The sequence below is a fragment of the Stenotrophomonas rhizophila genome, assembly GCF_020857975.1.
Classification (GTDB): Bacteria; Pseudomonadota; Gammaproteobacteria; order Xanthomonadales; family Xanthomonadaceae; genus Stenotrophomonas; species Stenotrophomonas rhizophila_C.
On record NZ_JACWUO010000005.1, the window covers coordinates 81127 to 99570 of the forward strand.

Here is an 18444-nt window from a genome sequence, read left to right on the forward strand (position 1 = left end):
GGCACCGACCTTACCATCGCCACCGGCAGGGCCGTGTGCGCGCCCGGCTACACTATGCGCTGCCCTTGCCGACCCGGAGCCGCCGTGCTGCACGTGTTCATGCTGGGCGGGCGCCACCCGCACGCCCGCATCGAAGTCCATGACGTGGCCTTCGCCAATGTCGAGCGCATCGAAGATGCCTACCCGCAGCTGCGCCGTGACTGGTTCGGCCAGGCCAAGGGGCTGCACCTGGATGGCTGGCTGGCGGTGGATGGGGTGGAGGACTGCAAGGTCGAGTTCGCCGATACCGCACCGGCGGCCGATGCGCCGCGCCTGTTCTTCGTCAACCTCGGCGGCTATGTGCCGCAGTCGCTGGGCGAGGTGCACGATTACCGGCTGCTGCTGGCCGCCGATGCGCAGCAGGCCAGGCTCAAGGCCAGGCAGTTGTGGGACGCGCAATGGGCGGCACCGCATACCGACGCGCTGATCGAAGTCGATGACTGCATCGCCATCGACCAGGTCGGCGGCCGCCACGTGCAGCTGCGCCGTGCCCCGCACCAGGGCATCGCCCTGGTCAGCGACTACATCGTGATCGGCTGACGGTTGCAGGCGTGCGGGCAGCGCACGCACGGGATTGCCCCGCTGCAGGCGCGGGCGCATAGTGTCGCGGCCATGTGAAAGATGGCGTGGTATCACTCTTGAGACGGACGAATAGACGATGCACAACGCAAGGTTCCGCGGGTTGCTGGCGCTAGCCCTGGGCTCATGCCTGCTGTCGGCCACGGCCGCCGCGGCCGATGCCCCGGTGTTCGGCGGCTGGCGCAAGCTGCATTCGGCCAATGGTGCCGAACCGATGCTGCAGGACCTGCCGTTCGCGGTGCTGCCGCAGGCCGCGGCCAAGGGCGCGCGGTTTGCCATTTTCGACCGCGAAAGCAGGCGTGTGGTGTGCTGCCTGGTGGTGGACAGCGAGCGGCTGGATGCGATCAGCCTGGAAACCCGCTACCGGCTGCCCGGGGTGTGGATTGCCGACCTGCTCGGCAGCGAGGACTACAACGCGCGCCGCGGCCAGCCCCAGGTGTATGCGATGAAGCGCGACGGCGCGCTGGTCGGCTACGCCTTCAGCGATGCGCTGGGCGCCTACAGCGACCTGGGCGGGCTGTTGCTGCCGGCCAATGCCACCCTCGATGCGGCCGGGGCGGTCGTGCTGGGCACCGACAGCTACCGGCTGCAGTTTCAGTCGTTGCCGCTGGCCGATGAGAACGGCGCACTGGACCGCTATACGCTGCAGCCGGCCGCTGCCGGCGCGGCGCCGGTGGTGGTGGAAGTGCCGTTCAGTACGTACTGAACCGCGCATCCTCGTGCCCGCTCTTCGCCTGCTGCTGTGTTCCCTGCCGTTGCTGCTGGCCGCCTGCGCCACATCGCCGGCCCAGGCGCCGGCCGCAAAGCGCCCGGTCAACCCCGATGCGCTGTGGGGGTTGATCCAGCGCGATTGCGTCGGCGCGGGCACCCCGCGCGGGGATTGCCTGGCCGTGGCCGCCGAACCGGGCCGCCGCGATGTGCTGTTGAAGGACGCGCACGGCCGGTTCCAGTTCCTGCTGTTGCCGCTGGACCGTATCAGCGGCATCGAAAGCCCGGCCCTGCTGCGCGCCGATGCGCCGAACTATTTTGCCGCCGCCTGGGAGGCGCGCTGGCGCACCGGTCGCGCGCTGGGGCGGCCGCTGCCGCGCGAGGTGGCCAGCCTGGCCCTGAACTCGCCGCAGGGGCGTTCGCAGCACCAGCTGCATATCCACGTGGACTGCCTGCGCGCCGACGTGCTGGCCCAGCTGCAGCGCATGGGCGGGGCGATCGGCAGCCAGTGGCAGCCGCTGCCCGAACCGCTGCGTGGCCATCGCTACCAGGCCCGGCGCCTGCGCGGGGCGCAGCTACAGGACAACCCGGTGCAACTGCTGGCGACCGAACTGGCCGGGGCGGCCGATCTGCGCAACTGGTCGCTGGTGGTCAGTGGCAGCCGCCAACCCGATGGCACGCCGGGTTTCCTGCTGCTGGCCACGCGGGTGGATGCGGCCAGCGGCAACCAGGCCAGCGGCGAAGAGCTGCAGGACCACGCGTGCGCCGTAGTGACCGGCGCGGGCGGGCCGCTGGACGGCGTGCGCTGAGCAGCGCCATCGCTGGGCTATCATGCCGCCTCTCGACAGGCGCCATGCGGCGCGCAGGATGCGATCCATGGCAAGGAAGCGTGACCCGATGTACCCCCGTCTGATCCTGGCCGCGCTGTGTGCATTGGGCGCCGACGTCGGCCTCGCCGCCGGGGCCACCGACCGTGCCGGCAACCGGCTGGAGGCGCTGATCGAGCAACCGGCGCCCAAGACCCCGGATGCGGACGACCGCGACGCCTCGCCGCGCTACTGCACTGCCGACCACCAGTGGTGCGTGCGCACCCGCGCCGACGGCGAGGACAGCACCGCCCAGCTGGAGGTGGAGCATCGGGTGGCGGGCGAAGCCGCGCCGCGCATGCGCTTCGTGCCGCTGACGGCGCTCGATGAATCCGGCAGCGCGCGGCCATGGCCGTTCATCGTGCGCATGGCGCCGGGGATCGGTGCGCCGCGGGTGCCGGCCGATGCGGTCCAGGCACAGCTGCAGAACGTATTGGTGGGCGTGCTCGACGAGGCCACCACCAGCTACTCCGGCGGCGGCGCCAGCGCTTCGGAGGTGCGACTGGCGCGGATCTACCACCAGGACGACGGCGTCCAGGTGGACGCGGATGTCCTGATCCTGCCGGCCAACGGCAGCGAGATGATCCGCGCGTGTTTCAGCGAGGCCGACAGGACGCAGCGGGCCGGTGCCTGCCATGACGAGTACAGCTTTTCCGCCGAGCTGACCCTGGACCCGGCCGGGCAGGGCATGCCGGTGCTGCGCTACCGCACCACCGCCACCCGCTACCCGGCGGGGGTTTCGCGGCGCGAGGATTCGCTGGCCAAACCACCGCTGCGGCGCAAGGACCTGCGCACCGAGACCGTGGCCGCCTGCTCGTTCCTGCGTGTGCTGCACTTCGATGGCGCCCGCTACCAGCCGGATGCCCCGTTGCCGGACTGCGCACACTACCCCACGCTGTAACCGGTAGCGCCAGTTCAGGCCAGATGCATGCGGTCCGTGATCCACGGTCGCACATTCGCCATGGAGCCACGTTATAGTGCCCGATCAATGCAGTGCCCGCTTTCGCGCCCGGGCTGTCTGGCGCTTCGTACCTGACCTAATCCATGACTGCTGAAACGACCTCTTCGCCGGCCGACCAGGCCCCGTCCTCCGGCCCGCTGTTCTACCGCGAACCGCTGCCGCTGCAATCGGACAAGCATGCCGCCTGGCGCCTGCTGCCCGGTTCGCTGGCCTTCGCCGCGCAGACCAACGCCATCCCGGCGGTGGCCGGTGAGTTCGGCATGGCCGCCCAGCACTTCCCGATCCTGTTCACCGGCAAGGATGCCGCGCCGATCGTGGCGGTGGGCCTGGCCCGCGACAACCTGTTCGTCCGCGACGGCGTGTGGGCCGAGGACACCTACGCCCCGGCCTACCTGCGCCGCTACCCGTTCGTGTTCATGCAGTCCGAGGCCGATGACAACTACCTGCTGGCCATCGACGCCCAGGCCGAGCACCTCAATCAGGGCGGCAGCGATGAAGGCGAGCCGCTGTTCGTCGACGGCAAGGCCACCGAGCTGGTCGACAACGCGATGCGCTTCTGCGCCGACTTCACCCGCGAGCACGAAATGACCCGGCAGTTCAGCGCCGCGCTGGTCGAACAGGACCTGCTGGTGGAACGCAGCATCGATGTGACCTTGAACACCGGCGAGAAGATGTCGGTCAATGGCTTCCACGTGGTGGATGTGGAAAAGCTGGCCAAGCTGCCCGATGCGGTGGTGCTGGCCTGGCACCGCAATGGCTACCTGGCGCTGGTGCACCATCACCTGAGCTCGCTGGCGCGCTTCAGCGCACTGGTCAAGCGCCAGAGCGAACTGACCGCGGCCACGCCGGCGGCCTGATCGCGCGCTGCAGCAACACCAGGCGTTCCGCCGGACGCAACGTCCGGCGGAACGGTTCTGATGGGGCGGCCCGCCCGCATCCGCAGGGGCCTCAGATCATCTGCACCACGACTTTGCCCTTGGCACGTCCGCCTGCCACGTAGGCCAGCGCGTCATGCGTGTCGGCGAACGGGAACACCTTGTCGATGACCGGGCGGATCGAGCCGGCCTCCACCAGCGCGGTGATCTGGCGCAACTGCGCCCCGTCGGCGCGCATGAACACGAAGGTGTAGGTAACGCTCTTCCTTTTTGCCTTGCGCCGGATGCCGGAACTGAGCAGGCGCACTGCCTGCCGGAGCGGCCAGGCCAATCCCCGCGCGGCGGCGAATGCCGGGGTGGGCGGCCCGGAGATGGAGATCAGGTGCCCGCCGGGCCTGAGAATCTGCAGCGATTTCTTCAGTTCATCGTTGCCAAGGCTGTGCAGCACCACATCGTAGTCATGCAGCACGCTGGCAAAGTCTTCCTTGCGGTAATCGATGACCCGGTCTGCGCCCAGCGACGTCACCAGTTCGACGTTGGCCGTGCTGGTGCTCGTCGCCACGAAGGCCCCCAGATGCTTGGCCAACTGGATGGCGACGGTGCCTACGCCACCGGAACCGGCCTGGATGAAGACCTTCTGTCCCTTTTTCAGCTTCGCCGTTTCCACCAGCACCTGCCAGGCGGTCAGCGCCACCAGGGGCAGCGAGGCGGTTTCGCCCATGCCGAGATTCCCGGGCTTGGGCGCCAGCGACCAGGCCTTGACGGCAATCAACTCGGCGAACGCGCCGATGCGGTCATCGTCCGGGCGCGCGTAGACTTCGTCGCCAGGACGGAAGTTTCCGACGGCGGCGCCCACCCGCACTACCGTGCCGGCCAGGTCGTTACCCAGGATCAAGGGCAGGCGGTAGGGCAGGATGAGTTTGAACTCCCCCGTTCTGATCTTGAGGTCCAGCGCGTTGACGCTCGCGGCGTGGATCCGGACCAGGACGTCGTCGTCTCCCACCTGCGGCTCGGCCACCTCAGTGACATGGCCCGGCTGCTGCTTCCCGTACCGCTCGATGACGAATGCTTTCATGGGGATGCTTCCTCGCGATGGGTGGATGACAGTGGCTCGGGCCGTGGCTGTGCGTGGTCAGGGTGCAGGCTGGTAGCGTCCGGCCACCTGTGCCTGCCGCAGGTCGGCAAGCAGGCCGCGCCGGGCGCCGTCCAATGCCTCCCAGTTCGCGGCATCCTGCAGCGGCGGAATGGTGACTGCTTCGCGACGGTCGAAGCCGACCAGGGCCGCATCGACCAGGTCGTTGACGTCCATCAGGTCGGAAAGGGTGTTGACGTCGATGCCCGCGCGGTCCCAGATTTCGGTGCGGGTACCGGCAGGCAGGACGGCCTGCACATAGACGCCCTTGGGGGCGAGTTCCAGGCTCAACCCCTGGGACAGGAAGAGCGCGAATGCCTTGGTGGCGCCGTAGACGGACATACCAAATTCCGGTGCCAGGCCGACCACCGAGCCGATGTTGACGATCGCGCCTGTGCCGGCCTGCGCCAGGCGCGGGGCAATGGCACTGGCCAGCCTGACCAGCGCGGTGGTGTTGAGGGTGACCAGGCGGGCGACATCCTCGGTGGATTGATCGATGAAGCGGCCGGACAGCGCGGCCCCGGCGTTGTTGATCAGGGTCTGGATGCCGGCGTCCTCGCGCAGCCGCGCCTCGACGGTGGCCAGGTCGCCCGGTTGGGTCAGGTCGGCGGGGAGAATGTCGACATTGGCGCCGGTTTCCTGTTGAAGGCGGGTGGCGAGAATCTCCAGGCGCGCCTTGTCGCGGGCGACCAGGACAAGATCGTGGCCACGGCGAGCGAAACGCTCGGCATAGACGGCGCCAATGCCGGTGGAAGCGCCGGTGATGAGAACGGTGTGTCGAGTGGTCATGGGTTTCTTCTTGTTTGAATGGTGAGCCCATGCCGCGGCATGCGGCATGGGCTGTGCTTAGCCGGCGTTGCCGCCGTCCAGCGACGGGTAGTCGATATAGCCGGCCGCGCCCCCGCCATAGAGCGTGGCGGGGTTCAGTGGAGCCAGGGCGGCGCCGGTCTTCAGTCGCTCGACCAGGTCGGGGTTGCTGATGAAGGGGCGCCCGAATGCGAACAGGTCGGCCTTGCCCTGGGCCAGGCGGGCGCTGGCCAGATCCAGGTCGTAGCCGTTGTTGGCCAGGTAGGCGTGCCTGAAACGGTTGCGCAATGCATCGAAGTCGAACGGCGCCACATCGCGTGGGCCGCCGGTGGCGCCTTCCACGACATGCAGATAGACAATGCCCAGCGCGCTGAGCTGCCCGGCGATGTAGTCGTACTGCGGCTGTGGATCGCTGCAGGAAATACCGTTGGCCGGCGAGACCGGGGAGATCCGTACGCCGGTGCGCTCGGGGCCGATTTCTCCGGCCACCGCGGCGGTGACTTCCAGCAGGAGACGGGCGCGGTTCTCGATGGAGCCGCCATAGGCGTCGTTGCGGGTATTGGCGCCGTCCTTGATGAACTGTTCCAGCAGGTAGCCGTTGGCGCCGTGCAGTTCCACCCCGTCGAACCCTGCGGCGATGGCATTGGCCGCGGCCTTGCGGAAGTCCTCGACGATGCCCGGAAGCTCATCCAGGGCCAGCGCACGCGGCGCGGAGACATCGGTGAAACCATTGTTGACGAAGGTCTTGGTCTCCGCGCGGATGGCCGAGGGCGCGACCGGGGCAGCGCCGCCGGGCTGCAGGTCGACGTGGGAGATGCGGCCGACGTGCCACAGCTGCACGAAGATCCGCCCGCCCTTGGCGTGAACGGCGTCGGTCACCCTGCGCCAGCCATCGATCTGCGGCTGGGTGTAGAGACCGGGCGTGTCCTGGTAGCCCTGGGCCTGCGCCGAGATCTGGGTGGCTTCGGTGATCAACAGGCCGGCCGAAGCGCGCTGGCTGTAATAGGTGGCGGCATGCTCGCCGGGTACCAGCCCGGCGCCGGCGCGGTTGCGCGTCAGCGGGGCCATCACGATTCGGTTGGAAAGCTGGAGCGGGCCCAGGGCATAGGGCTCGAAAAGCGTCTGCTCGGTCATGGTCATCTACGGTTTCGTTGTACGGGGAAGGGGCGGTTCGCGGCGGCGATGTACTGGCGTGCCGCCGTTCCCATGAGGAAGCGGGAGGGTTTATTAATGATGTCGATCATAATCTTTGGTGTCAACGGGTTTGATGATGGTTGACATCAATGTATAGTGGCGACGTTAAGGGTGGAACATCCAGCGAGGTCCGGCACATGAAGGTGACAAAGGCGCAGGCACAGGCGAATCGGGCGCACATCGTCGCGACGGCCTCGCATCTGTTTCGTGAGCGCGGTTACGACGGGGTGGGGATCGCCGACCTGATGGCCGCTGCCGGGTTCACCCATGGCGGCTTCTACAAGCATTTCCGTTCCAAGGCCGAGCTGATGGCCGAAGCGGCCAGCTGCGGCTTCCAACAGGGCACCGCCAGGGTCGACGGCCTGTACGCGCAGGATTTCGTCAGCCACTACCTATCCCGGAAACACCGGGACAACCGTGCCGACGGCTGCACGATGGCCGCGCTCAGCGGCGATGCGGCGCGCCAGCCGGCGGCCACCAGGGCGGCTTTTGCGGCCGGCCTGGAAAGCATGCTGGACGGCCTGGCAAATGGCGCGGGCCCGCCACAGGACGGCAACGACGACGCCGACGCACGCGCCCGGCGTATCGGGATGATCGCGCAGGTGGTGGGCGCGCTGGTGTTGTCGCGCGCGTGTCCTGACGATTCGCCGCTGGCCGACGAAATCCTCGATGTCTGCCGCACCGCTGTGCTGGCCGGGCTGCCGGCGCCGGCGCCGCAGCAGGGCGCACCCGCGACTTAGGCGCAAAGCCACTATGGATATCGCGGTCGGTCATTTCCGCCGCAGGTGCCCATTCAGCAGACTGGCCTGCCTCCCCCGGCATGGCCAACGCGCGCCAGCGGCGGGGTGACTCCTCCCACTCTGGAACCTGCATGTCCCTGCTTCGTCGCCTGCTGCGCCTGCGGCCCCTGGTTGTGTCCCTGTTGCCGCTGCTTGCCATCAGCCCGTTGACCGGCGCCGCCGAAGGCGCCGCACCGACCGAACTGGAGGCGGTGAAGATCACCGGTTCGCGCATTCCGCGCGCCAGCGTGGAAGGCCCGTCGCCGGTCACGGTGATCACCCAGCAGCAGATCCAGGCGCAGGGGTATCGCAGCGCCTTCGAAGCGCTCAGCGCGCTGACCGAGAACACCGGCAACGTGCAGGGCGAGGACTTCGGCAATACCTTCACCCCGGCCGCCAACACCATCAACCTGCGCGGGCTCGGCCCCAACCGCACCCTGGTGCTGGTCAACGGGCGCCGCCAGTCGGACTATCCGCTGGCCTACGAAGGCTCGGTCAACGTGGTCAACCTGGCCAACATCCCCAGCGCGTTGATCGACCGCATCGAAGTGCTAACCGGTGGCGCCTCGGCGGTGTACGGTTCGGACGCGATCGCCGGGGTGGTCAACATCATCCTGAAGAAGTCCTACCAGGGCGTGGGCATCAACCTCAAGGCCGGCACTACCGAGCAGGGCGGCGGCGACAACCAGCGCCTGCAGGTGGTGGGCGGCAGTTCGAATGAACGCTGGGATGCGATCTTCGGGCTGGAAATAGCCAACCGCAAGGCGATCTACGGCTCGCAGCGCGATTTCATGGACTCGCTCAGCGACGATCCGCGCGGGGTGGCGCCGCTGGCTACCGCAGTGGCCTACCGGCGCAACGCCAGCACCGGCCGCAACATCGATCCCGGTGCCGCCGGCTGCGATGCCGTCAGTGGCCTGTACGGCGGCAGTGTGTTCCGTGCACAGAACCCGCGGCAGGGCGCCTACTGCGGCAGCAACGAGGCTTCTGCCACGTTCTGGACGGTGCAGACCGAGAAGCGCAACATCGATGCCTACAGCGCGCTGACCTGGCACCTCAACGACCGCCAGGAACTGTTCGCCGACGTGGCCATCGGCACCGCGCGGATCTACAACAACACCCGCGCGCCGACCTGGACCTCCTCGCGCAATTACTTCTACAACCAGAACAGCGGGCAGCTGGAGAGCTGGTACCGGCGCTTCGCCCCGGAGGAGATCGGCGGCGTGCAGCGCAATGCCAACCGCTTCCTGGAATCGTCGTGGTCGTTCAACGTCGGCGCGCGTGGCAGCCTGGGCGGTTCGGAATGGGACTACGAGGCCGCCTACAGCCGCTCGCGCTACGAAAACCGCACCCGCCGCCCGGTGCTGCTGGCCGGCATCAACCCGTACCTGCTCGGGCCGCAGCTGGGCACCCGCAATGGCGTGGAGGTCTACGCCCCGGACCCGGCGCGGCTGTACCAGCCGTTGACCGCGCAGGAGTACGCCAGCCTGTCCGGCAGCCAGGAAAGCCGCAACGCGGCGTGGCTGCAGTCGGCCAGCGTCACCGTCAACGGCCGCCTGTTCGACCTGCCCGGCGGCAGTGCGGGGCTGGCGGCGGTGCTCGAAGCGGGCAGCCAGGGCTACCGCAACCGGCCCGACCCGCGGCTGGGCAGCGGCGAGTTCTGGAACACCAGTGCCGGCATCGGTTCCGGCGGCGAGCGCGACCGCTATGCGGCCGGGGTGGAACTGCAGCTGCCGTTGCTGCAGCGGCTGACCGCCACCGTGGCCGCGCGCTACGACCAGTACCGCGCCGCCGGCGACCATATCGGCAAGGCCACCTGGAGCGGCGGGCTGGAGTTCCGGCCGGTGGACAGCCTGCTGCTGCGCGCCAGTGCCGCCACCAGTTTCCGTGCGCCGGACATGAACTATGTGTTCGCCAGTGAAACTCGCGGCTACAACCCCGGCATGACCGACTACTGGCGCTGCCGCAGTGCCGGGCAGGCCTACGACGACTGCGACTACAGCGGCCTGTCGATCGATTACACCAGCGGCGCCAACCCGCAGCTGCAGCCGGAAACCGCCAAGTCCTACGGTGCCGGCCTGGTCTGGTCGCCGTCGCCGAACCTGGATGTCAGCGCGGACTACTACGACATCCGCATCGAGCAGGAAGTGACCAACCTGGATTCGTCGCGGATCCTGCGCGATGAAGCCGATTGCCGGCTGGGCCAGACCGTCGGCGGTGAAGCGCGCGACATCGGTTCGGCGCAATGCCAGGACGCGTTGTCGCGGGTGATCCGCAACCCGGCCGATGCCGCGGTGCAGCCCAACCAGGTGGTGCGGGTGCTGATCAACCCGATCAACGCCGCGTCCGAAACGGTGCGTGGCGTCGACCTGAAGGCCAATGCGCGCTGGGATGCCGGGCGTTACGGGCGGCTGTCGGCGCGGTTGGCCTACTCGCTGGTGATCGACCATGCGTACCGCCAGTTCGCCGACGACCCGGCGCAGGACCAGCGCAATTCGCTGGATTCCTACCAGTGGCGCAGCAAGGTCAACGGCAGCGTGACCTGGGCGGTCAACGACTGGACCGCCACCTTGTACGGCATCCGCTACGGTTCGCTGCCCAAGAGCGACGGCAGCGGCCGCATCGCCCCGTACATGACCTACAACGCCAGCGTGTACCGCAAGCTGGGCGACAACGTCAGCCTGGGCCTGATCGTCAACAACCTGCGCGACAGCCGCCCGCCGGCCGACAAGAACGGCGGTGGCTGGCCGTTCTACCCGGTCGGCAATTACGATCCGTACGGCCGCCAGCTGTGGCTGGAGTTCGACTACCGCTTCCTGTGACCGACGCACCCCATCAATGGCATGCTCTGCGCAGTCTGTATGCCATCCCGGGAATTGCTCCATGTCCATCGTCTACCGAAATGCCGTACCTGCCGACGCGGCCGATTGCCTCGACCTGCGCGGCCGCACCCGCGAAAACGCGTTCTCCGCCGCCGAGTTGGCCGCGTTGGGCATCACCGTGGAGAGCTGGCAGGCCGGCATTGCCGATGGCACGCTGCCGGGGCATGTAGCCACGGTGGACGGGCGCGTGGTCGGCTATTGCTTTGGCGATCGCGACAGCGGCGAAATCGTCGTGCTGGCCCTGCTTCCCGACTGGGAAGCAAAGGGCATCGGCGCACGGTTGCTGGCGCGCATGGTCGAAGACTTCCGCGGCTGGGGCTTCCAGCGCCTGTTCCTGGGCTGCGCCGCCGATCCGGCGGCGCGTTCGCACGGCTTCTACCGGTATCTGGGCTGGCGGCCCACCGGGGAGATCGATGGCCTGGGCGATGAAGTACTGGAATACCACCTGCCGCAGGCAGCGACGGCGCCGGCGGCGGGAAGCGTGCAAGGGTAGCCCGCGCACATTCGTAGGGCTTGCGCTGATCGGCGTTGAACCGTGCGATGCATCGTAGTTGCCGCGGGCGCGGCGCGCGATGCTGGCATCAGGTCACGGAGCCCGCCATGTCTGCCCGCCGTTGGTTGTTGCTGTTGCTGCTGCATGCGTTGCTGCTGCTACCCGCTACTGCCGGAGCCCAGGCGCCGGTGCAGCGTATCCACAAATGCCGCGTGGATGGGGTGGCCAGCTACCAGTCGCTGCCGTGTGCGCAACACCGCACCGAGCAGGTCTGGGAGGTGGACGTGCTGCCGCCCGGGCGCCAGCATGCGGCGCGGATCGAGGCGATCCGGCGTGAACTGAAGGCGCGCGAACGCGAGCGCGTCCGTGCTGCGAAACACCCGCCGCACCGCAGCGGGCATCGCCCCCATCGTCGAACGAATCGGCCCAGGGCGCCGCCGGGCGCGGTCATTTCGTGGCACGCGCAACCGGCACGGTGCGATAGCGCGCGTCGGCAGCGGGAGGCGGCCTACCGCAAGGCCGGGCTGCAACGCAGCTTCGCCTTGAGCCGGCGCATGGACGACCTGGTGCACGCCGCCTGCCGCTGAGGCGCGCTGCCTCACCCGGTGCAGTCGCAGGAGAACTGGATACCGGCGGTGGCATCGGTTTCAATGAAGAGGTTCATGAGGGTCGGGACGGTGTCGCTGCGGTTCCCGTCGCGCTGCCGTTCGCAGGACAGCATCGAACAGGCCGGGGCGGTGCCGCCCGCTGCATCGACCACCACGTAGACCTCATGGCCCTTCTTACCCCATGGCCGCACGAGGCGGTGCCGGTACGAACAGGTCCGACCACGGGCCGGACCTGTCCTTCAGCGTGGCGGCGTGCCCGGTTCGCCGGTCGGCGTTGCCGCCGGGTCGGCGCTGGTCTCCGGGGCCGGCAGCGACAACGCAGGGTTGCCCTGCTGTGCCTGCAGCGCCTGGATGCGCTGGTTCAACGCATCCAGCTGGCTGTGCGTGCTGCGCAGATCGGTGCTGAGCGTGACCGCCTGCTGCTTGGCCTGCTGGATCGAACTGCTGACCTGCAGCGACTGCTGGCGTTGCAGTTCGGCTTCCTGCTGCAGGCTGCGCAGGCGCTGCTCGTTGAACGCCACCAGGTTTTCGGTGTAACGCTTGCCCGCTTCCAGGCGGGTGGTGTCGATGTACACCTGGGCCAGTTCTTCGGTCTGCTGCACGAAGGTGCGGTACACCTTCTCGGCGTTGTCGACCGAATCGGTCTTGATCACCCGCCAGAAGTCCTTCTCGTGGAACAGCGCGGCGTAATACTGCAGCGTGCTGCTGTTGAACAGCAGGCTGGCGCCGTAGCTGCCGTTGTAGGTGGTGCGCAGCTCGGTCAACTGCTGCGAATCCATCAACTGGCGCAGTTCGTCCACGGTATTGCGGACCACCGGCGCACTGCGCTCTGCCGGTGCTGCATCGGCCTTGGCCGCGCGCGCGGCCAGGGCCTGCGGCGCGATGGCCAGCGACAGCAGCAGGCTGCCGGCAAGCGCGCACCGGCGGGCGGAAACAACCGCTTTTCTCTCTCGCATCATCAGGCCGTCCAAGAATGGCTCAATCGGTGAAAGTTCGTCTGTGTACTTCCAGTCCCCGCAGCAGTCTAGCACGCAGCCTGCGCGGTCCTTCATCCCCGGCGGCGGGCTGCCGGGCACTCAATACACCAGCTGCGCGGGGTTGCATTGCACCGCCTGCAGGTGCACGTCGGTACGCCCCAGTTCCAGGCCCAGCACCTGCGCCAGGGTCTGCGTAAGCAGGGTGCCCACGCCGTTGAGCAGCGGCTTGAGCAGGCCCTCCAGCACCGGGCGCAGCAGGGTGCACAGCAGCCCGCTGCAGGCCACCGCGTTGGTGCCCGGGTCGACCACGCTGCCGCTGCCCTGGTAGCTGTCGAGCATGCCGGCCTGGGCGGTCTGCAGGTAGCTGGCCAGGTTGCCCTTCATGCAGGTGTTGTACGAGGCCAGCAGCGCGCTGCAGCGGTTGATCACCAGCCCGCCGAGCAGCGAGCCGACCAGCCCGTCGATGGCGCCCAGGCCGTCGCCGGTGACCGTCACCCGGTACGCGTCCCAGGCCATGCCGTCCTTGTAGCAGGTGGCCAGCCACAGCAGTCCGCACGCATAGGGCATGCCGTTCTTGACTTCCCAGTCGCCGAACTTCTGGATGCCCAGCGGGGTCGAGCCGTTGCGCAGCAGGTTGATCACCGCATCCACGTCGTAGCTGCCGTTGCTCTTGCGCGTGGCCTGCAGGAACTGCTCGGCCAGCTGGTTGGCGGTGGCGGCCTTGTCCATGCCCTTGGGCGCGGGGTTGAGCATGCCGCCGAGCACGCGCAGCAGTTCACCGACCAGGTCCGACACCGCCGTGCCGATCTGCGCGCCGTTGATCCAGGTCGAGCGGGTTTCCCCCGGCGACAGCGTCACCGCTTCGCTGTGGGTGAGGGCGTTGAGTTTGATCTGGTTGTTGATCAGCGGAGTGCCGAGCAGGGTCAGCAACTGCTCGTTCTGCAGCGCGTTTTCGCAGACATTGGCGGTGGAGAACCTGGCGCCGGGGTCGACCTTGCCGACACAGGCGCGCAGCACCGAGGACTCCACCTGGATGGTGGCGGTGGCCGGTTGCGCGGCGCATTGCAGGGCGGTCAGCGTGCCCATCGCGTTGGTGACATCGGCATGGATCGGCAGGTGCAGGCGGATGCCGAGCAGCCCCAGCACCTTGCCGAGGCCGAGCAGCAGGTTGTTGCTGTCGATGTCCAGGCTGACCCGCACCTGGGCGTTGTAGGCGCGTGCGCCGATGCCGCCGATGGCGATCGAGGGCGGTTGGATGATCGCCGCCTGGGCCTGGACCAGGCCGAGTACGTTGAGATTGTCGACCGCCACGCCCTTGCCGCCGTTGGCGATGCCGATGCTGGTGGTGATCAGGTCCAGTGCGCTGACCTGCGCCTGCAGGGCGGCCGAGGCCGGGCCGTCGGGCGCCACGATGCTGCCGAACAGGCCGCTGCTGTTCGCATTGCTGCCCAGCTGGATGTTGAGCTGGCTGATGTCCAGCTTGGCCGCCAGCGCATTCTGCAGGGCCCGCAGGTCCGCATGGGCCACCCCGCTCTGGGCCAGCACGCTGGCGGTGGCGTCGAGCAGTTGGCCGAGCGAGACCTTGTGCGCGGCCAGCAGGGCATTGAAATCGCCGACGCTGATGTTGGCATCGACCGGAATGCCCAGTGCCTGGAGCAGGCCGCCGGGGGTGACCTTGGCCTGGGCCAGGCCGTCGTAGCCGAGCAGGGTGGTCTGGTCCAGGTCCACCCCGACCAACCGCAGTACGCTGCCCAGCGGGGTGTTGCCGTTGACCCGCAGCAGCTGCGAGCCGACGCTGAATACCGCCAGCGGCGCGGCGCGGGTGGCCACGGCCTGTGCGCTGACCGTCGGCAATGCCGAGGCCTGGCCGAACAGCGGCAGCACCGGGCGGCTGGCCACTACCTTGACCGCATTGACCGTGGTGCTGGCCAGGAAATGGTCGGTACTGGCGTGGCCGGGATTCCAGTGGCCGCACTGGATGGCCAAAGCGCCGGCAAAGCGGTTGGCCTGCTGGGCGTTGCTGCGCGCGGCGCTGTTGTCGGCGCGGTCGGCGCTGCACAGATCCAGCCGTTGCGCGCCGGCCAGCGCGGACAGATCGGCGATCTTCTGCACATCGCGCTTGGCCCAGTACAGGTAGCCGACCTCGACCAGCCCGAGCATGGCCACCAGGCTGAGCATAACCAGCATCATCGTCACCGACATGCCACCGCGTTGGCGCCTGCGCGCCGACGCAGCCGGACGTCGGGTCGATCGCGATCGGTTCATGGGATCACTCTCCGCTGCTGGCGCCGGCACCGTCCTTGCGCACGGTGTTCTTGAGGTACTCGGGAATGGGGTGTTCAAAACTCTTCAGGTAGCGCGCATAGCTCAACGTGGCCTGGTCGCCGAGGATCGGCAGGCGCGGACCGGCTTGTTCGCCGCTGGCCTGCAGGCGCAGCGCGGCGCGGGTGGCATCGCCGATCTGGCTGCGCGGCCGCCCGCGCGATGCCTGCTGCGGTGGCGGCAAGGGATATGTGGCCGCCGGCGGTGCCGGCGCGGCCAGGTCCACGCCCGGTGCTGCAGCGGGGCGCTCGACCGGTGCAGCCGGCGCGGCCGGGTCGGCCAGCATCTGCCCGGTCAGCGGGCGTTGCTGGGCCGGCGCGGTGGTGCACGCCAGCAGGCAGCCCAGGGCCAGCACGGAACGCAGGACGGCAGGCGCGGCGATGATGGTCATGGCGTGCTCTCGTTGGCAGGGTCGGGGCCACCGAAGCGTTCCAGCATCGACGGGGCAATACGGGCATCGCCACGCACTGGCCGCGGGCCTTCGGCAGCGACCGGTGGGCGTGCAGGCACGGCGATCTGCAGCGGCGCCTCCACGGCAGGCGTTGCCGGTGCTGCCGGCGTAGGCGGTGCGGGTGCAGCGGGTACGGTCGCCGGCAACGGCGCGGCGGTGGCCACCGGTGCGGGGGCCGGCGTTGGTTGCCGCAGCTGGGTGGCCAGGCGTTGCACTTCCTGGCGGGCCGCGTCGGGCAGCCCGGCACTGCGCATGATCTGCTCGGCCATGCGGGTGTCGTTGCGCAGCAGCGCCCATACCGCCAGGTTGGCATTGGCCTTGACGTTGCCCGGGGCCAGTTCGGCGGCCATGGCCAGCGGTTCGCGCGCCTGCGCCAGTTGACCGGCGCGCAGCCGGGCAAAGCCGAGGTCGCCCAGGTAGTCGGTGTTCAAGGGCTGCAGCTGCACCGCGCGTGCCAGCGCCTGTTCGGCCTGGGCGGCATCGCCGGCGCGGGCGGCCAGCAGGCCCAGCCCGTGCCAGGCCGCCGCTGCCTGCGGGCCGCTGGTCAGGCTGGCATAGAGCGCCCGGGCGGCCTGCAACTGGCCGGTTTCGCGCAGGCCATCGGCCTGCAGCAGGCGCAATGCCGGTGCATCGCCGTACCGCTGGCGATAGGCATCCACATGCGCCAGCGAAGCGTAGTACGCGCCTTGGCGCTGCATCTGCGCGATCAGCTCCAGGTACATGCGCTTGTCGTCCTGGGCCGGCCTTTCATCCGGGGCCAGGTGCATCGGGTCGGGCCGGTAGGCGGTGAGCGTGCTGCTGCAGGCCGCGCTCAGCGCAACGGTGAGCAGCAACAGGCAGCAGCGGAGCGGGGAGCGGGTTGGCATCGGAGTCATCACATGGTGGCCAGGGCATGGGCCAGGGCGATGATCGCCGGGCCGGACAACACCAGCATCAACGCTGGCAACAGGGTCAGCATCATCACCACGGTCATCTTCACCGAGAGCTTGCCGACCTTTTCCTTGAGCGAGGAACGGCGCTGTTCGCGCAGGCGCGCGCTGAACTGGCGCAGCGGTTCCTGCACCGCGCCACCGTGCTGATGGACCTGCAGCATCAGCTGCACCAGGCTGCGCAGGTCTTCATCGTCGAACGATTCGCCGAGCCGGCGCAGCGACTGCTGGCGGGTACGCCCGTGCATGTAGGCGATGTTGGCCTGGTGGATTTCCCGGCCGAGCACCGGGATGGCGGTGCGCAGTTTGTCGCCCAGCGTCTGCAGGCTCTGGTCCATGCTGAAGCCCACGCCCTGCAGCAGGCGCAGCAGGTCGATCAACAGCGGCAGCTCGTTGCTGACCCGGCGGCGCAGGCGCTTGGCCCAGGCGCGCAGCGCGAACTTGGGCAGCAGCACGCCGAAGGCCAGGGCGGCCAGCAGGGTTAGCGCCCGGCTCACTCCGCTGCCGCTGTACAGGCTCCAGGCCAGCAGCAGGCACAGCGCGGCCAGCAGCAGGCGCAAGGCCAGGAAGGTGGCGGTGCCGGTGCGCGTATTCCAGCCGGCCTGGTCCAGCAGCAGGCGGTCTTCGGGGGCCAGCAGCGCCGCCTCCAGGCGGCCGCCGTTGCAGCGTTCGCCGAGCGCGGCCAGCCAGGACAGGCCACGCTGCACCGGTTCGGCGCCGGGCGCGGCCGCTGCGTCGCTGGGCGTGCCGGGCTGGCGGCTGCGCAGCGCGCCCTGCAGGGTGGCTTCGGTGCGCTGCTGATGGCCGCTGAGCAGCAGCCAGGCCAGGCCGAGCAGGGCGATGCCCAGGGCCAGCAGCAGCAAGGCGGCGGTCCACAGCAGGCTGGCGCTCATAGCGAACGCGCCAGCCGGTACAGCGCGAACGCACCGATCAGTTCCAGCGCCAGCGCGATGCCCAGCAACTTGTGGCCCAGCGGGGCATGCAGCACCGGCTCGAAGAATTCCGGGCTGGAAATGGCCATCAGCAGCGCGCACAGCGGCGGCAGCAGGCCCAGCACCCAGGCCGACATACGGGTTTCGGCGGTGGTGGCCACCAGTTCCTGCTGGGCCTGGTCCAGGTCGCGCATGAAATCGCTCATGCGCTGCAGGATCTGGTCCGAGCGGCCGCCGATGCGGATGCTCACTCCCAGTACCACCGCCAGCACCTCCAGCGCCTCCAGCCGGTAGGGCTGGGCCGACTGGCTCAGCGCGCGGTCCAGGTCCAGCCCGCTGCGGGTGCCCGACAAGGTGTCATCGAGCAGGCGGCGCAACGGCATCGGCACCTGCTGGGCGGCGGTCTGGAAGGACATCTGCAGGCTGTTGCCCAGCCCGGTCAGGCGCACCAGGTTGTCGAGGAAGTCCGGCAGCTGGCGCAACAACCGTTGCCGCAGGCCGTTGATCCGGCGCGACACCCACAGCCCCAGCACCAGGGCGTACAGCAGCAGGGTGATCGGCCACATCCAGGCGGTGCCGATGCGCATGGCCGACGCCCATGCCAGCAGCAGCCCGCCCAGCAACCACAGCACCGGCAGGCGCCAGCCCGGGCGCAGGCCGGCGCGCTGCAGCAGCGCGTCCCAGCGCAGTGCGCCGCTGCGGGGCGGATTGCCCGGCACGGCTGCGGCCGCAGCCGTGCGTGCCGGCGCACCGGCCAGCGCAGGCGGTGCCGGGGTGGCGGCCAGGCGCTGTTCGGTATGCTGCAGCGAGCTGCGCTGGCGCGCGCGGCGGCCCGCACCGGCCCACAGCTCCACGGCGATGGCCACCAGCACCAGCCCCGCACTGCACAGCAGCAGCACCGTGATCATGC

The 18444-nt window shown here is 69.0% G+C and carries 19 protein-coding genes; 9 read left to right on the top strand and 10 right to left on the bottom strand.

Annotation, left to right across the window (positions count from 1 at the left end; translation table 11 throughout):
* Nucleotides 1-84 precede the first annotated feature (84 nt).
* From IC535_RS06685 to IC535_RS06705, 5 genes are all read left to right on the top strand, one after another.
* Nucleotides 85-579: a DUF1543 domain-containing protein gene (locus tag IC535_RS06685; RefSeq protein ID WP_228885499.1), complete on the top strand. Its 495-nt coding sequence runs from the start codon at nucleotides 85-87 to the stop codon at nucleotides 577-579.
* Nucleotides 580-697: 118 nt separating this feature from the next.
* On the top strand, nucleotides 698-1324 hold the full coding sequence (locus tag IC535_RS06690; protein ID WP_228885500.1) for a decarboxylase: 627 nt from the start codon (nucleotides 698-700) through the stop codon (nucleotides 1322-1324).
* 13 nt (nucleotides 1325-1337) lie between these two features.
* Complete coding sequence (locus tag IC535_RS06695; protein WP_228885501.1) at nucleotides 1338-2135, top strand: CDP-diacylglycerol diphosphatase; 798 nt, start codon at nucleotides 1338-1340, stop codon at nucleotides 2133-2135.
* Nucleotides 2136-2202: 67 nt separating this feature from the next.
* Nucleotides 2203-3093, top strand: coding sequence for a hypothetical protein (locus tag IC535_RS06700; protein ID WP_228885502.1), 891 nt, complete (start codon nucleotides 2203-2205; stop codon nucleotides 3091-3093).
* Between the two features lie 143 nt (nucleotides 3094-3236).
* Entirely contained in the window at nucleotides 3237-4010 is a 774-nt protein-coding gene (locus IC535_RS06705) for a SapC family protein (protein WP_228885503.1), read from the top strand.
* A 91-nt stretch (nucleotides 4011-4101) separates the two neighbouring features.
* On the opposite strand, the gene IC535_RS06710 is transcribed toward IC535_RS06705, so the two are convergent.
* From IC535_RS06710 to IC535_RS06720, 3 genes are read right to left on the bottom strand one after another with little or no spacing between them, the layout of a single operon-like run.
* On the bottom strand, nucleotides 4102-5103 hold the full coding sequence (locus IC535_RS06710) for an NADP-dependent oxidoreductase (RefSeq protein WP_228885504.1): 1002 nt from the start codon (nucleotides 5101-5103) through the stop codon (nucleotides 4102-4104).
* A gap of 57 nt (nucleotides 5104-5160) precedes the next feature.
* Nucleotides 5161-5949, bottom strand: coding sequence for an SDR family NAD(P)-dependent oxidoreductase (locus IC535_RS06715; RefSeq protein WP_228885651.1), 789 nt, complete (start codon nucleotides 5947-5949; stop codon nucleotides 5161-5163).
* A gap of 57 nt (nucleotides 5950-6006) precedes the next feature.
* Nucleotides 6007-7101 (bottom strand): alkene reductase, encoded by a 1095-nt coding sequence (locus IC535_RS06720; RefSeq protein WP_228885652.1) that lies wholly within the window; start codon nucleotides 7099-7101, stop codon nucleotides 6007-6009.
* 197 nt (nucleotides 7102-7298) lie between these two features.
* On the opposite strand from IC535_RS06720, the gene IC535_RS06725 reads away from it, so the two are divergent.
* The 4 genes from IC535_RS06725 to IC535_RS06740 all read left to right on the top strand — a co-directional run bounded on the left by IC535_RS06725 (nucleotide 7299) and on the right by IC535_RS06740 (nucleotide 11902).
* The gene (locus tag IC535_RS06725; RefSeq protein WP_228885653.1) at nucleotides 7299-7901 is read left to right on the top strand and encodes a TetR/AcrR family transcriptional regulator; all 603 of its coding nucleotides are present in this window, start codon (nucleotides 7299-7301) and stop codon (nucleotides 7899-7901) included.
* Between the two features lie 131 nt (nucleotides 7902-8032).
* Nucleotides 8033-10762, top strand: coding sequence for a TonB-dependent receptor (locus tag IC535_RS06730; protein ID WP_228885505.1), 2730 nt, complete (start codon nucleotides 8033-8035; stop codon nucleotides 10760-10762).
* Between the two features lie 61 nt (nucleotides 10763-10823).
* On the top strand, nucleotides 10824-11315 hold the full coding sequence (locus IC535_RS06735; protein WP_228885506.1) for a GNAT family N-acetyltransferase: 492 nt from the start codon (nucleotides 10824-10826) through the stop codon (nucleotides 11313-11315).
* Nucleotides 11316-11422: 107 nt separating this feature from the next.
* Nucleotides 11423-11902, top strand: a complete 480-nt coding sequence (locus IC535_RS06740; RefSeq protein WP_228885507.1) for a hypothetical protein — start codon at nucleotides 11423-11425, stop codon at nucleotides 11900-11902.
* Between the two features lie 11 nt (nucleotides 11903-11913).
* On the opposite strand, the gene IC535_RS06745 is transcribed toward IC535_RS06740, so the two are convergent.
* The 7 genes from IC535_RS06745 to IC535_RS06775 all read right to left on the bottom strand — a co-directional run bounded on the left by IC535_RS06745 (nucleotide 11914) and on the right by IC535_RS06775 (nucleotide 18442).
* A complete protein-coding gene (locus IC535_RS06745; RefSeq protein WP_228958660.1) occupies nucleotides 11914-12114 on the bottom strand; it encodes a hypothetical protein in 201 nt (66 codons plus the stop codon).
* A 48-nt stretch (nucleotides 12115-12162) separates the two neighbouring features.
* Nucleotides 12163-12879 (bottom strand): DUF2968 domain-containing protein, encoded by a 717-nt coding sequence (locus IC535_RS06750; protein WP_228885654.1) that lies wholly within the window; start codon nucleotides 12877-12879, stop codon nucleotides 12163-12165.
* A 120-nt stretch (nucleotides 12880-12999) separates the two neighbouring features.
* A complete protein-coding gene (locus tag IC535_RS06755; RefSeq protein ID WP_267472936.1) occupies nucleotides 13000-15165 on the bottom strand; it encodes a TadG family pilus assembly protein in 2166 nt (721 codons plus the stop codon).
* A gap of 4 nt (nucleotides 15166-15169) precedes the next feature.
* The gene (locus IC535_RS06760; RefSeq protein WP_228885510.1) at nucleotides 15170-15613 is read right to left on the bottom strand and encodes a DUF3613 domain-containing protein; all 444 of its coding nucleotides are present in this window, start codon (nucleotides 15611-15613) and stop codon (nucleotides 15170-15172) included.
* Nucleotides 15610-16539, bottom strand: coding sequence for a Flp pilus assembly protein TadD (locus tag IC535_RS06765; protein WP_228885511.1), 930 nt, complete (start codon nucleotides 16537-16539; stop codon nucleotides 15610-15612). The genes IC535_RS06760 and IC535_RS06765 overlap by 4 nt, the downstream gene beginning before the upstream one ends.
* 8 nt (nucleotides 16540-16547) lie before the next feature.
* Nucleotides 16548-17495 (bottom strand): type II secretion system F family protein, encoded by a 948-nt coding sequence (locus IC535_RS06770; RefSeq protein ID WP_228885512.1) that lies wholly within the window; start codon nucleotides 17493-17495, stop codon nucleotides 16548-16550.
* On the bottom strand, nucleotides 17492-18442 hold the full coding sequence (locus IC535_RS06775) for a type II secretion system F family protein (RefSeq protein WP_228885513.1): 951 nt from the start codon (nucleotides 18440-18442) through the stop codon (nucleotides 17492-17494). The genes IC535_RS06770 and IC535_RS06775 overlap by 4 nt, the downstream gene beginning before the upstream one ends.
* Between the last annotated feature and the right edge of the window lie 2 nt (nucleotides 18443-18444).

Coding starts and splice junctions, on each gene's coding strand:
- IC535_RS06740 (WP_228885507.1), top strand. CDS start 11,423: ATGTCTGCCCGCCGTTGGTTGTTGCTGTTGCTGCTGCATGCGTTGCTG.
- IC535_RS06690 (WP_228885500.1), top strand. CDS start 698: ATGCACAACGCAAGGTTCCGCGGGTTGCTGGCGCTAGCCCTGGGCTCA.
- IC535_RS06710 (WP_228885504.1), bottom strand. CDS start 5,103: ATGAAAGCATTCGTCATCGAGCGGTACGGGAAGCAGCAGCCGGGCCAT.
- IC535_RS06755 (WP_267472936.1), bottom strand. CDS start 15,165: ATGAACCGATCGCGATCGACCCGACGTCCGGCTGCGTCGGCGCGCAGG.
- IC535_RS06760 (WP_228885510.1), bottom strand. CDS start 15,613: ATGACCATCATCGCCGCGCCTGCCGTCCTGCGTTCCGTGCTGGCCCTG.
- IC535_RS06770 (WP_228885512.1), bottom strand. CDS start 17,495: ATGAGCGCCAGCCTGCTGTGGACCGCCGCCTTGCTGCTGCTGGCCCTG.
- IC535_RS06715 (WP_228885651.1), bottom strand. CDS start 5,949: ATGACCACTCGACACACCGTTCTCATCACCGGCGCTTCCACCGGCATT.
- IC535_RS06700 (WP_228885502.1), top strand. CDS start 2,203: ATGGCAAGGAAGCGTGACCCGATGTACCCCCGTCTGATCCTGGCCGCG.
- IC535_RS06725 (WP_228885653.1), top strand. CDS start 7,299: ATGAAGGTGACAAAGGCGCAGGCACAGGCGAATCGGGCGCACATCGTC.
- IC535_RS06765 (WP_228885511.1), bottom strand. CDS start 16,539: ATGCCAACCCGCTCCCCGCTCCGCTGCTGCCTGTTGCTGCTCACCGTT.
- IC535_RS06720 (WP_228885652.1), bottom strand. CDS start 7,101: ATGACCGAGCAGACGCTTTTCGAGCCCTATGCCCTGGGCCCGCTCCAG.
- IC535_RS06705 (WP_228885503.1), top strand. CDS start 3,237: ATGACTGCTGAAACGACCTCTTCGCCGGCCGACCAGGCCCCGTCCTCC.
- IC535_RS06750 (WP_228885654.1), bottom strand. CDS start 12,879: ATGCGAGAGAGAAAAGCGGTTGTTTCCGCCCGCCGGTGCGCGCTTGCC.
- IC535_RS06735 (WP_228885506.1), top strand. CDS start 10,824: ATGTCCATCGTCTACCGAAATGCCGTACCTGCCGACGCGGCCGATTGC.
- IC535_RS06775 (WP_228885513.1), bottom strand. CDS start 18,442: ATGATCACGGTGCTGCTGCTGTGCAGTGCGGGGCTGGTGCTGGTGGCC.
- IC535_RS06730 (WP_228885505.1), top strand. CDS start 8,033: ATGTCCCTGCTTCGTCGCCTGCTGCGCCTGCGGCCCCTGGTTGTGTCC.